We start from the raw sequence: 13,810 nt of genomic DNA on the forward strand, positions 1-13,810 counted from the left end.
CGACAACCGTGAAACGGCGCCCGAGGCGATATTTGCGCCTCGCCCGCGCGACAGGCGCCGCCGTTCGACCAAAGTCGCTCTCTGCAAATCCGTCGCCCTGCTGTCAGTCTCACCCTCGACGATCCGGCAACAGGATCGCGAGGAAACGGTCGCGAAACGCGACCCTACAGGAAGGGACTGCCCATGACCGACCGCACCATGGATGCGGCGGAGGGCGTGGAACACACGGTCGACAAGAACGACCGGCTCGTGATTCTGGCGTCGTCCGTCGGCACCGTCATCGAATGGTACGACTTCTATCTCTACGGCTCGCTGGCCGCGATCATCACCACCCAGTTCTTCTCGGGCGTGAACGAGACCACCGGCTATATCTTCGCCCTGATGGCCTTCGCCGCCGGCTTTGCGGTCCGTCCTTTCGGCGCCATCGTCTTCGGGCGGCTGGGCGACCTGTGGGGACGCAAGAACACCTTCCTCGTCACCATGCTGCTGATGGGCCTGTCGACCTTCGTGGTCGGTCTGTTGCCGCCCTATGCGGCCATCGGCATCGCCGCGCCGATCATCCTGGTGCTGATGCGCCTGATCCAGGGCCTAGCGCTGGGCGGTGAATACGGCGGCGCCGCCACCTACGTCGCCGAGCACGCCCCGCACGGCAAGCGCGGCTTCTACACCTCCTTCATCCAGATCACGGCGACGGCGGGCCTGGTGCTCAGCCTGTTCGTCATTCTGGGCGTCCGCTACGCCGTCGGCGAAGAAGCCTTCGCCGCATGGGGCTGGCGCATTCCCTTCCTGGTCTCGATCCTGTTGCTGGGCGTGTCGCTGTGGATCCGTCTGAAGCTGGCCGAGAGCCCCTCGTTCAAGCGCATGAAGGCCGAAGGCAAGGGCTCCAAGACCCCGCTGAAGGACAGCTTCATGAAGTGGCCGAACCTGAAGCTGGTGCTGATCGCCCTCGTCGGTCTGACGGCCGGTCAGGCGGTCATCTGGTACACGGGTCAGTTCTACGCCCTGTTCTTCCTGGAACGGGTGCTGCGGGTCGACGCCACCCTGGTCTACGTCCTGCTGGCCGTCGCCCTGCTGCTGGCCTCGCCCTTCTTCATCTTCTGGGGCTGGCTGTCGGACAAGGTGGGACGCAAGCCGATCATCCTGGCCGGCTGCCTGCTGGCGGCGATCACCTACTTCCCGCTGTTCAACGCCCTGACGGAAGCCGCCAACCCGCGTCTGGCCGCCGCCGCCGCCTCGGCTCCCGTCACGGTCTATGCCGATCCCGCCGACTGCCACCTGCAGTTCGACCCCGTGGGCAAGACGGTGTTCAACCACTCCTGCGACGTGGCCAAGTCCTATCTGGCCAAGGCCGGCGTGACCTACACCAATGTCGCCGCGCCCGCAGGCACGGTGGCCGAGGTCCGCATCGGCGATCAGTCGGTCATCCCCAGCTTCCGCGGCGACGCCATGACCACCGCTGACTTCGCCGCCCAGAAGAAGACCTGGGATGCGGGTCTGGGCGAGGCCCTGACCACCGCCGGCTATCCCGCCAAGGCCGACAGCGCCTTGGTCAACAAGCCGATGGTGGTGCTGATCCTCTTTATCCTCGGCTTCTACGTGACCATGGTCTACGGGCCGATCGCGGCGGCCCTGGTCGAGATGTTCCCGACCAATATCCGCTACACCTCGATGTCCCTGCCCTATCACATCGGCAACGGCTGGTTCGGCGGCTTCCTGCCGACCACGGCCTTCGCCATGGTCGCGGCCACAGGCAATATCTACTACGGCCTCTGGTATCCGATCGTGGTGGCGGTCGCGACGGTCGTGCTGGGCTTCCTCTTCGTCAAGGAAGGCAAGGACGTCGATCTGAACGCCTGATCCATAAGGTTCGCCAACCTGCGGGCGGTTCGGCTTCGGTCGAGCCGCCCTTTTTTTATCGGCCCGTCATCCCGGCCGCAGCCTTCGCGAAGGCGAGGGCGGAGAGCCGGGACCGCCCAGAACACCACGGGCAGGGCTTCTTGCGGTCCCGGATAGCGGCTGCGCCGCTTCCGGGATGACGGAAGAGGGTGCTGTGATCCCTTTTCTCCCTTGTCCTGAAGCCCCGCTGCGTCCCACATGCCGGTCATGTTCAGCCTCGCGACCCTGGCCCTGGTGGCCGCCTATATGGCGACCCTGTTCGCGGTCGCCTGGTGGTACGAACGCCCGTCGATCAAGACGCGCGGCGGAGCCTTGGGGCCGTCGCTCTATGCCCTGTCGCTGGCCATCTATTGCACCTCCTGGACCTATTACGGGGCGGTGGGGACGGCGGCCCGGTCGGCGTGGGAATACCTGCCCATCTATATCGGCCCGGCCCTGGGGGTGACGGTGCTGTTCCCGCTGTGGAAGCGGATCGCGGCGGCGGCCCGGCGCGAGAACGTCGGCTCGATGGCCGACTTTATCTCCTCGCGCTACGGCAAGAGCCCGGCGCTCGGGGCCGCAGTGGCTGTCGTCGCCATCCTGGGGTCCCTGCCCTACATCGCCCTGCAGCTGAAATCCCTGTCGATGGCGGGCGAGATGATCACCGCCGGGACGCCGGTGGCGGGCTCCGAGAGCCTGACGGTTCTGGTCATGGCCGGGGTGCTGGCCGGGTTCGCCATCCTGTTCGGCGCCCGTCGTCCCGACCTGACCGAGCACAATCGCGGCCTGATCCAGGCCATCGGCATCGAGTCCATCGTCAAGCTGGCCGCCCTGCTGGCCGTGGCGATCTTCGCCCTGGTGCTGCTGCGCCACGCCCCGGCCTCAGCGGATGTCACCGCCAGCCTGGGCGATCTGGCGCGCTGGCCCGATCTGGACGGGCGCTTCTGGGCCATCGTCCTGGTGGCGACCCTGGCCATCTTCTGCCTGCCGCGCCAGTTTCACGTCGCCTTTGTCGAGGGCGGCGACCCGGCCCAGGTCAAGCGCGCGCGCTGGATCTTTCCCCTCTATCTGCTGCTGACCAGTCTGGCGGTCCTGCCCCTGGTGGCGGCGGGCGGCCTGTTCGCGCCCCACGTCAATCCCGACCTGCTGGTCCTGGCCCTGCCGCTGAACAGCGGCCAGCCGGCCCTGACGGCCATCGTCTTCGTCGGCGGCTTCTCGGCGGCGACGGCCATGGTCATCGTCGAGGCCGTGGCCCTGTCGGCCATGGTGTCCAACAATCTGGTCTTGCCGTTATTGGCCGCCGAACGGCGCCGACGCGGCGAGCGCGCGGGCGACATGGCCCGCGCCATCCTGAACATCCGCCGCGTGGCCATCGTGGCCCTGCTGCTGATGGCCTGGGTCTATTATCAGGCCATGGACCGATCCAGCGGGCTGGCGGCCATGGGGCTGGTGTCGTTTGCGGCCCTGGCCCAGCTGGCCCCGGCCCTGTTCGGCGCGGTGCTGTGGCGCGGCGGGCGCTCGCGCGGGGCGCTGGCGGGGCTGGCGGTCGGGATGACGGTCTGGCTGGTCATGCTGGCGGCGCCGCAGCTGGCGCCCGGTTTCGGCCTGAACGTGCCGGCCATGATCGGGCTGGAAGACCCGTTTGCGGCGGGGGTCTTCCTCAGCCTGGCGCTCAACCTCGGGGTCTTCATCGCCGTGTCCAAGCTGGGCGCGCCGCGCCTGATCGACCGGGTCCAGGCCCGCGCCTTTGTCGACCGGCTGGGGCCGGACTGGATGGAGGGGCGCGGCGGCCTGGCCGGGGCCTCGGTCGGCGATCTGAAGGCCTTGGCGGCCCGCTTCATCGGCGACGAGCGGGCCGAGCGCGCCTTCGCCGCCTGGGCGCGCGAGACCGAGATACGCCTACGCGACGCCGACCCCGCCGACGCCGGCCTGGCCCGCGCCGCCGAACGGATGCTGGCGGGCGCCATCGGGGCCGCCTCGGCCCGCCGCGTCATCGCCGCCGCCCTGGCCGCCGGGGGCCGCGCGCCCGAGGACGTGGTGCGGATGCTGGACGAGGCCTCGCAGGCGGTCCAGTTCAACCGCGACCTGCTGCAGACCACCCTGGACAACATCGACCAGGGCGTCAGCGTGGTGGACGAGGACCTGCGCCTGACCGCCTGGAACCGGCGCTATGTCGAGATGTTCGGCCTGCCCGCCGGCTTCGTCCACATCGGCCTGCCCATCGCCGCCGTCTATCGTCTGAACGCCGAGCGCGGGGAGACCGACCCTGGCGACATCGAGGCCTGGATCGAGCGGCGGCTGGAGGCCCTGTCGCGCCGCATCCCGCACGACCATGAGCGCGAGCAGCCGGACGGGCGCATCCTGCGCTCCTCGGGCGCCCCCATCCCCGGCGGGGGCTACGCCACCAGCTATACCGACATCACCGCCCTGCGCCGCGCCGCCCGCGAGCTGGAGGAGGCCAATGAACGGCTGGAGGCCCGCGTCGCCGACCGCACCGAACGGCTCGAAGAAGCCCGGCGTCTGGCCGAGGACGCCACCGCCTCCAAGACCCGCTTCCTCGCCGCCGCCAGCCACGACCTGTTGCAGCCCCTGCACGCCGCGCGCCTGTTCATCGCCGCGCTGAAAGAGGAGCCGTCGCTGGCGCCGGGGTCGCCGGGGCGCGGACTGGCGACCAACGCCGACCGCTCGATCGACAGCGCCCACCGCCTGCTGACGGCCCTGCAGAACCTGTCCAAGCTGGAGGCGGGCGGGGTCCAGCCCGCGGTCGCTCCCTTGTCGCTGGACGCCCTGTTCGCCGAACTGCGCCGCGAGTTCGCCCCCATGGCCCGCGCCAAGGGCCTGCGCTTGACGGTGGTGCCGTCGGGCCTGTGGGTCGCCTCCGACCACGACCTGCTGCGCTCCATGCTTCAGAACCTGGTCGGCAACGCCATCCGCTACACCGACCGGGGCCGGGTTCTGGTCGGGGCGCGGCGCGACGGCGAGACGGTGCAGATGCTGGTGTGCGACACCGGGCGCGGCATCCCGGACGCCGACCGCGAAAGCGTCTTCGGCGAGTTCGTGCGCCTGCCCGGCGCCCCCGTCGATGATCCGGGAGCCGGACTCGGCCTGGCCATTGTGCAGAAGCTGTCGGACCTGCTGCGCCACCCGCTGTCGATGGCGTCCCGCGTCGGACGCGGCACGACCTTCCGCGTCAGCGCGCCGCGCGCCGCCGCCCAGGTCGTGATCGCCCCCCTCGCCGAGAGCGACGCCCGCCTGCCGCTGGCGGGGTTGCGGGTGCTGTGCGTGGACAATGAACCGGCCATCCTCGACGCCCTGACCGCCCTGCTGAGCCGCTGGGGGGCGCAGACGACCACGGCGCGGTCGGTGGCCGAAGGGATCGCGGCCAAGGGGCCGTTCGACGCGGCCCTGGTCGACCTGCACCTGGGCGACGGGGCGGACGGGCTGACGGTGGTGGACGCCCTGAGGGCGCGCGGCCTGCGCCGCATAGGCCTCGTCACCGCCGACACACGCGAGGGACTGAAGGAAACGGCCACGGCGGCGGGCGCGACCCTGCTGCCCAAGCCGGTCAAGCCGGCGGCGCTGAAGGCGTTTCTGTCGCGTTGATTTTTCCTCCCTGTCGCGCAGCGATGGGGAGGTGGATCGGACGCGCAGCGGACGAGACGGAGGGGGCGGCGGTGCCCTGTCCGGTCAGGAGCCAGAACAGCTGACGTCGCGTCGCCCCCTCCACCACTACGTGGTCCCCCTCCCCATGAAATGGGGAGGAAAGAGGCGGCGTTACAGGTCGATCGACTGGGCCAAAATCACCGCCTGCGTGCGGTTATGCACCCCCAGTTTGCGGAAGACGCTGGTCAGGTGGGCCTTGATGGTGGCCTCGGTGACGCCGAGGTCGAAGGCGATCTGCTTGTTCAGCCGCCCGGCTCTCAGGCCTTCGAGAATGCGTAATTGCGACGGGGTCAGGCTGGCGATGCGGGCTTCCAGATCGCCTTCATCAGGACCGGGCGCGCCGACGTCGGGGGCCCAGCCGTCGCCGGACAGGATGGCGGCGATGGCCTCGACCATGATCGGCAGGGCGGCGGACTTGGGGATGAAGCCGGCGGCGCCGAGCGCGAGCGCCCGCCTCACGGTCGGCGGCTCCTCGCTGGCCGAGACCACGGCCACCGGGACGGCGGGGTGGTCGGCGCGGATGCGGCTGAGGCCCGCCATGCCCTCGCTGTCCGACAGCTTCAGGTCCAGCAGCAGAAGATCGGTCGGCGCTTCCGCCAAGGCCGCCTGAACCTCGGCCAGACTGGCGCATTCCGCAATCACGGCGCCGGGTGCGGCCTTTTCGACGGCCGATCTCAACGCCGCCCGAAACAGAGGGTGGTCGTCGGCGACGACGATGCGATCCATGAAAATCCTTCCCGCACGCGGTTCTTTTTCGGGTCGAGGCCGCGCTGTGACGACACCATGCCGCGCCTCGACTTTGGTCGAAACTAGACCAATGGCTAATGGCCGCATACCGCCCCCGCGCGGAATGCTGCGGTCTCGAGGTTCGCATCAGACGCACCCGGGAGGAAATGACATGGGAAGATACCGCCTGCTCGGCGGCGCGGCTGCGGCTGCGCTTCTGTTTGCGCCCGGCGCCGTCCTGGCCCAGGACGCCAATGCGGCCCTCGAAGCGCGCATCGCCCTGCTCGAAGCCGAACTGAACAGTCTGAAATCCGAGGTCGCCGCCGCGCGAACCCAGCAGACGACCCAGTCGCAGGCCATGGCGCAGGACATCATCCGTCTGGAGGCTCGTCCTGCCGCCACGCCGGTTTCGGCCCCCGCCGCCCCGCGCGAGGAAGGCTTCCGCATTGGCGATCACACGGTCAAGTTCGGCGGCTTCATCAAGGTCGACGCCATGGCCTCGAACTATTCCGGCGGCGACCCGGCCAACGGCGACGCCCTGCGCGAATACCACCTGCCCGGCTCCATCCCGGTCGGCGGCGCGGACGAGGACACGGCCACGGACTTCAACGCCCGCCAGACCCGTTTCTGGCTGACCACCGACGGTCTGGTCGGCGGCCACAAGGTCGGCACGCGGCTGGAGATGGACTTCCAGAGCCTGCCCGGAACCGGCGACCAGCGCATCACCAGCGCCTCAACCCCCGCCCTGCGCCGCGCCTTCGTCACCATCGACAACTGGCTGATCGGTCAGGAGTGGACCAACTTCCAGAACACCGCCGTCCTGCCCGAGTCCGCTGATTTCGTCGGCGCCGCCGAGGGCACGGTCTTCGCGCGCCAGGCCCAGGTCCGTTACACACGCGGCCCCTTCTCGATCGCGGTCGAGAACCCCGAGACCACCGTCACCCCCTTCGGCGGCGGCGCCCGCATCATCGCCGACGACAACAGCCTGCCCGACCTGACGGCCCGCTATGCGATCAGCCGCCCCTGGGGCGACGTCCAGTTCGCAGGCCTGCTGCGTCAGCTGAAGTATCAGAACCCGGCGACCAGCATCGACGACACGGCGACGGGCTGGGGCCTGTCGGCCTCGGCCAAGCTCAAGGTGGGGGCGCAAGACGACCTGCGCTTCATGCTGTCAGGCGGCGAAGGCGTGGGCCGCTATCTGGGCCTCAACTTCTCCAACGACGCGGTGCTGGACGCCTCGGGCCAGTTGGACGCCATCGGCGTGATCGCCGGGTTCGCCGCCTATCGCCACGTCTGGACGCCGGGCTGGCGCTCCAGCCTGATCTGGTCGGCCCAGAGGGTGGACAACGACGTCCTGCTGACCGGAGCGAGCGCCAACCGCTCGGCCCAGAGCCTGCACGCCAACCTGATCTGGTCGCCCGTGACCGCGTTTGATATCGGCGCCGAACTGATGTTCGCTGATCGCAAGCTGGAATCTGGGCTGGACGGGGACATGACCCGTCTGATCCTGTTCGCCAAGTACGGCTTCTAAAAACAAGAAACTGGGAGGAAAGCGCGCGTGTCCACTGAACCGGAAATCTATCCCGTCCCCGCCGACCTGGCCGCCCGCGCCCACATGGACCGCGCCGGCTATGAAGCGGCCCGGATCGCTGCGCGCGACACGCCGGACGCCTATTGGAGCGAACAGGCCAGGCGCCTCGAGTGGATGACCTTCCCGTCCAAGATCAAGGACGTCTCGTTCAACAAGGCCGACTTCCGCATCCGCTGGTTCGAGGACGGGGTGCTGAACGTCTCGGCCAACTGCATCGACCGCCACCTGCCCCACCGGGCTGACGACACGGCCATCATCTGGGAAGGCGACGAGCCGACCGACAGCGAGCACGTCACCTACGGCCAACTTCATGACCGTGTGTGCCGCATGGCCAATGTGCTCAAGGCCAACGGCGTCCGCAAAGGCGACCGCGTCACCATCTATCTGCCCATGATCCCCGAGGCCGCCTACGCCATGCTGGCCTGCGCGCGGATCGGCGCGGTCCACTCGGTCATCTTCGGCGGCTTCTCGCCCGACAGCATCGCCGGGCGCATCGAGGACTGCGGCTCCACCTTCGTCATCACCGCCGACGAGGGCTGCCGCGGCGGCAAGAAGGTCCCGCTGAAGGCCAATGTCGACAAGGCGCTGGAAAAGGTCGCGGGCGTCGACGGCGTCCTGCTGATCCGCCACACCGGCGCGGACGTGGGCTTCGTCGAAGGTCGCGACCGGGACTATGAGACCGAGGCGGCGAAAGTCACCGCCCACTGCCATCCCGAGCCGATGCAGGCGGAAGACCCCCTGTTCATCCTCTACACCTCGGGTTCGACCGGCAAACCCAAGGGCGTGCTGCACACCACCGGCGGCTATCTGTTCTGGGCCAGCTACACCCACGAACTGGTCTTCGACTATCGTCCCGGCGAGGTCTTCTGGTGCACCGCCGACGTGGGCTGGGTGACGGGGCACTCATATGGAATCTACGGCCCCCTGGCCAATGGAGCCACGACCCTGATGTTCGAGGGCGTGCCCAACTATCCAAGCGTCAGCCGCTTCTGGGAGGTCATCGACAAGCATCAGGTCGAGATCTTCTACACCGCCCCCACCGCCCTGCGCTCGCTGATGCGCGACGGCGATGCGCCGGTGAAGGCGACCAGCCGCAAGAGCTTGCGCCTGCTGGGCTCGGTCGGCGAGCCGATCAATCCCGAGGCCTGGCGCTGGTATCACGAGGTCGTCGGCGACAGCCGTCTGCCCATCGTCGACACCTGGTGGCAGACCGAGACCGGCGGCGTTCTGGTCTCCCCCCTGCCGGGCGCGACGGACCTCAAGCCCGGCTCGGCGACCAAGCCCCTCCCCGGCGTCGAACTGGAGATCGTGGACGCCGAAGGCGGGGTTCTGGAGGGCGTGACCGAGGGCAACCTGGTCATCACCGACAGCTGGCCCGGCCAGATGCGCACGGTCTATGGCGATCACCAGCGCTTCTTCGAGACCTATTTCTCGACCTATCCGGGCAAGTATTTCACCGGCGACGGCTGCCGCCGCGACGCCGACGGCTACTACTGGATCACCGGCCGGGTCGATGACGTCATCAACGTCTCGGGCCACCGCATGGGCACGGCCGAGGTCGAGAGCGCCCTGGTCCTGCACGACATCGTGGCCGAGGCGGCGGTCGTCGGCTTCCCTCACGACATCAAGGGCCAGGGCATCTACGCCTATGTGACCCTGGTGCGCGGCGTGGAGGCCACCGAGGCCCTGCGCAAGGAGCTGGTCGCCCACGTCCGCAACGAGATCGGCCCCATCGCCGCCCCCGACGTGATCCAGTGGGCGCCGGGCCTGCCCAAGACCCGATCCGGCAAGATCATGCGGCGTATTTTGAGAAAGATCGCCGAGAACGAACTGGGGGCGCTGGGCGACACCTCGACCCTGGCTGACCCTTCGGTCGTCGACGACCTGGTGAAGAACCGGGCCGCCTGACGACCACCCCCGCTCTCCCCGGAGCAAGCGGCCGGCGTTCCTGAAAGGGGGCGTCGGCCGTTTCGTCGTTTGAGCCCTGGCCGCAGCGGCGCTAGACAGCCCCGACAGCGAACAGGAGCAGACCATGAGCGGAACCGTCCTCATCACCGGCGCCACGGCGGGCATCGGCCAGGCTGCCGCGCGCCGCTTCGCCTCCGCCGGCTGGAAGATCATCGCCACCGGCCGTCGCGCCGAGCGTCTGGACGAACTGGTGAGTGAGCTGGGCGCCGACGTGGTCCACCCCCTCGTCTTCGACATCCGTGACGAGGCCGCCATCGACGCGGCCCTGGACGCCCTGCCCGAGGGCTTTGGCGACATCGACGTCCTGATCAACAACGCCGGGCTGGCGCTGGGCACCGCCGCCGCCCAGGACGCCGATCTGGACCAGTGGCGTCAGATGATCGACACCAACATCACCGGACTGGTCACGATCACGCGGCGCCTGCTGCCGCGCCTGATCGCGCGCAAGGGCGCCATTCTGAACATCAGCTCGGTGGCCGCGACCTATCCTTACAAGGGCGGCAACGCCTATGGCGGCACCAAGGCCTTTGTGCGCCAGTTCTCGCTGGGCCTGCGCGCCGACCTGCACGGGACCGGGGTGCGCGTCACCTCCATCGAGCCCGGCATGACCGAGACCGAGTTCACCCTGGTCCGCACGAGCGGCGACCAGGCGGCGTCGGACGCCCTCTATGACGGCGCGAAGCCGATGACCGGTGGGGACATCGCCGAAACCCTGTTCTGGGTCGCGACCCTGCCCCCGCACCTGAACATCAATGCGCTGGAACTGATGCCCGTCAGCCAATCGTTCGCGGGCTTCCAGGTGGCGCGGGGCTAAACCCCTTCCTCTTTCGTCATCCTCCGGCAAGCCGCGCAGCGGCGCCGACCGGGGGACCCAGCGGCGCCCGTCAGGGCGACATCCCACGCTCCACGCTTGCCGCAAAGATCGCCTTCGGCGCCGCTGGGTCCCCCGATCTCGCTCCGCTCGCCGGAGGATGACGAAAGTAAGGGCGTGCTCGGCGCGCGCCCCACAGCTGCGCCGCTTCCGGGATGACGGCGAGAGGCGTAGATTAGGCTCATGGCCGCGTGCGCAACCGAAACTGAACTGAAGTTCCGGCTCGGCCCGGGCGCGGTCGTGCGCCTGTCGGGGCACCCGGCGCTGCGAGGCGAGCAGACCAGCCAGTCCCTGCGCTCGGTCTATTTCGACACCCCCGACGGCGTGCTGCGCGCGGCCGGATTCAGCCTGAGGGTGCGGACCACGCCCGGCGGCTTCGTCCAGACGCTGAAACGCCAGACCGCCCCCGGCCAGACCGCCCGCGACGAGTGGGAGGTCCGCGTCGCCTCCGAGGCCCTGGACCTCGCCGCGCTGAAAGCCACCCCCGCGCACAGGCTGCTGAAGGGCCGCCGCGCCGACCTGTCGCCTCGCTTCGCCACCACGGTGGTGCGGCGCATCCGCATGGTCGAGCTGAACGGCGCCCTGATCGAAGCCGCCTTCGACGCGGGCGACCTGTCAGCCCCAGACCCGGAGGGGGGCGACCGCCGCGAGCCCATCTACGAGTTGGAGCTGGAACTGAAGCGCGGCGACCCCGCCGTCCTCTTCACCCTGGCCCGCCGTCTGGCGCGCGATCTGACCATCGTCCCGGTGTTCGAGAGCAAGTCCGAACGCGGCTGGCGCCTGGCCGAGGGGAGCAGTCGCAGCCCCCGCCGCGCCGCGCCCACGCCCCTGTCGTCCGAAGCCACGACCAGCGACGCTTTCCGCACCATCGCCATGGCCTGCCTGGCCCAGGTCTCGGCCAACGCCGAACTGCTGCGGGTCGTGCGCCGCCCTGAGGCCGTGCATCAGCTGCGCGTGGGCCTGCGCCGACTGCGCGCCGCCATCGGCGTCTTCAAGCCCCTCCTGGTCGAGCCTGAGCGCCAACGCATCGAGACCGAGCTGAAATGGCTGGCGGGCGAGACCGACGGCGCCCGCGATCTGGACGTCTTCATCCGCGACGTCTTCCACCCGACGGCGCAGGACGCCCCCTCGCCCGGCTTGGCGCCGCTGGGGCGACGCCTGCTGACCGCGCGCGGCGAGGCCTACGACCGCGCCCTTAGCGCCTTACAGTCGCCGCGCTACGGCCTGCTGATGCTGGAGACGACCGCCTGGATCGAGACGGCGCCCCTGCCCGACGACCCCGTGGCGCGGTTCGCCGCCGAGGCGCTCGACAACCTGCACCATCAGGTGGAAAAGCGCGCCCGGAGCCTGGCCGATCAGGACGCCGACACGCGCCACCACCTGCGCATCCGCGCCAAGCGCCTGCGCTACGCCGCCGAGTTCTTCGCCGACCTGTTTCCGGCCCGTCGCCGCCGCGCCCGCTACCTCCAGGCGCTGGAACAGATGCAGGACACGCTGGGCGCGCTCAATGATCTGGCCGTGGCCCGCGACCGAATCCCCGGCGAAGCCCATCTGGACGATGCCGCGCTCGCCTTCGCCGCCGGCCGCGTCATCGGGCGGCGCGAGCGCGACGAGGCCGCCCTTCTGACCGCCGCCATCAAGGCCAGCCGGCGTTTTCACGACGCCGAGCCCTTCTGGAACAGACGCAGGAAACGTCAAAAACGGTCGTAGGTCGCTATTTGTTCTCATTGCGCAAATGAGAACATCTTGTGAACCAGAACAAACCATGCACATAGTCCGTCTCACAGAGGGAGCGGGTCCTGGCGGGTCTCTCCCAAAGCCCAGAATGGAATCATGGCAAGGGAGAGAAAACCAATGGCACAGGCGGCATTGAAGCTCGTGGGTAAAGAAGACGGCGAAAAGCAACGCGCTCTTGAGGCGGCGATCGCGCAGATTGATCGCGCCTTCGGCAAGGGCTCTGTAATGAAACTGGGCAAGGGCGGGGTCGCCGATGTGATCCCCTCGGTGTCCACTGGCTCGCTCGGCCTGGACATGGCGCTCGGCATCGGCGGTTTACCGCGCGGCCGCGTCATCGAGGTGTTCGGCCCTGAATCCTCGGGCAAGACCACCCTGGCCCTGCACACGGTGGCCGAAATCCAGAAAGCCGGCGGCGTCGCCGCCTTCGTCGACGCCGAACACGCTCTGGATCCCGGCTACGCCCAGAAGCTGGGCGTCAACCTGGACGACCTGCTGGTGTCGCAGCCTGACACGGGCGAACAGGCGCTGGAGATCGTCGACACCCTGGTGCGCTCGGGCGCCGTGGACATCGTGGTGGTCGACTCGGTCGCAGCCCTGACGCCGCGCGCCGAAATCGAAGGCGAAATGGGCGACAGCCTGCCGGGCCTGCAAGCCCGTCTGATGAGCCAGGCCCTGCGCAAGCTGACGGCCTCGATCTCCAAGTCGAACTGCATCGTCCTGTTCATCAACCAGATCCGTCACAAGATCGGCGTCATGTACGGCTCGCCGGAAACGACGACCGGCGGCAATGCGCTGAAGTTCTACGCCTCCGTCCGCCTCGACATCCGCCGCACCGGCGCGATCAAGAACCGCGACGAGGTCGTCGGCAACACCACCCGCGTCAAGGTGGTCAAGAACAAGGTCGCCCCGCCGTTCCGCGAGGTCATCTTCGACATCATGTACGGCGAAGGCATCTCCAAGCTGGGCGAGATCATCGACCTGGGGGTCAAGGCCGGGGTCATCGACAAGGCCGGCAGCTGGTTCAGCTATGACTCGACCCGCATCGGTCAGGGCCGCGAGAACGTGCGCGAGTTCCTGAAACAGAACCCGGACATGGCCGCCTCGATCGAGGCCGCCGTGCGCGCCTCGACCAACAAGATCGCCGACGAGCTCCTGGGCACGCCGGAACCTGACGAAGGTCAAGATCTGGAAGGGTGAAACTGGAGGGGCTGATCCAGCCCTTCCGCCAGCTTCTCCGTCCGCCGTCCCCCGCGACCCGCCGAACGACCCCGCGGGGCTCGGGCCGGACGGAGCAGGCCCGCCCGATCCGCATCGGGCGGGCCTCTTTTTGTGGGTTGTTCGAGCCTCGCTCTTTTGCCGTCACCCCGGACGGCCCGAAG

8 protein-coding genes are annotated in these 13,810 nt (G+C 68.9%); 7 read left to right on the forward strand and 1 reads right to left on the reverse strand.

Features of this window, described 5'->3' with window-relative positions; translation table 11 throughout:
* Positions 1-183 precede the first annotated feature (183 nt).
* Together DXK21_RS00085 and DXK21_RS00090 are read left to right on the forward strand one after the other, a co-directional pair.
* On the forward strand, positions 184-1,857 hold the full coding sequence (locus DXK21_RS00085; protein WP_114815757.1) for an MFS transporter: 1,674 nt from the start codon (positions 184-186) through the stop codon (positions 1,855-1,857).
* A gap of 237 nt (positions 1,858-2,094) precedes the next feature.
* Positions 2,095-5,478, forward strand: coding sequence for a hybrid sensor histidine kinase/response regulator (locus DXK21_RS00090; protein ID WP_245944990.1), 3,384 nt, complete (start codon positions 2,095-2,097; stop codon positions 5,476-5,478).
* A gap of 171 nt (positions 5,479-5,649) precedes the next feature.
* On the opposite strand, the gene DXK21_RS00095 is transcribed toward DXK21_RS00090, so the two are convergent.
* Entirely contained in the window at positions 5,650-6,264 is a 615-nt protein-coding gene (locus DXK21_RS00095) for a response regulator transcription factor (protein WP_114815758.1), read from the reverse strand.
* 172 nt (positions 6,265-6,436) lie between these two features.
* Here DXK21_RS00095 and DXK21_RS00100 point away from each other — a divergent pair, with 172 nt between their 5' ends.
* The 5 genes from DXK21_RS00100 (at position 6,437) to recA (ending at position 13,628) form a co-directional block, all read left to right on the forward strand.
* Positions 6,437-7,795: a DcaP family trimeric outer membrane transporter gene (locus DXK21_RS00100; RefSeq protein WP_114815759.1), complete on the forward strand. Its 1,359-nt coding sequence runs from the start codon at positions 6,437-6,439 to the stop codon at positions 7,793-7,795.
* A 27-nt stretch (positions 7,796-7,822) separates the two neighbouring features.
* A complete protein-coding gene (acs, locus tag DXK21_RS00105; RefSeq protein WP_114815760.1) occupies positions 7,823-9,763 on the forward strand; it encodes an acetate--CoA ligase in 1,941 nt (646 codons plus the stop codon).
* A 124-nt stretch (positions 9,764-9,887) separates the two neighbouring features.
* Positions 9,888-10,637, forward strand: a complete 750-nt coding sequence (locus tag DXK21_RS00110; RefSeq protein WP_114815761.1) for an SDR family NAD(P)-dependent oxidoreductase — start codon at positions 9,888-9,890, stop codon at positions 10,635-10,637.
* 240 nt (positions 10,638-10,877) lie between these two features.
* The gene (locus tag DXK21_RS00115; protein ID WP_114815762.1) at positions 10,878-12,404 is read left to right on the forward strand and encodes a CYTH and CHAD domain-containing protein; all 1,527 of its coding nucleotides are present in this window, start codon (positions 10,878-10,880) and stop codon (positions 12,402-12,404) included.
* 144 nt (positions 12,405-12,548) lie between these two features.
* Positions 12,549-13,628 carry a recombinase RecA gene (recA, locus tag DXK21_RS00120; protein WP_114815763.1) on the forward strand — a complete coding sequence of 360 codons (1,080 nt, stop codon included), beginning with the start codon at positions 12,549-12,551 and terminating at the stop codon, positions 13,626-13,628.
* Positions 13,629-13,810 lie beyond the last annotated feature (182 nt).

Origin of the sequence: Brevundimonas bullata (assembly GCF_003350205.1) — a bacterium.
GTDB lineage: Bacteria > Pseudomonadota > Alphaproteobacteria > Caulobacterales > Caulobacteraceae > Brevundimonas > Brevundimonas bullata.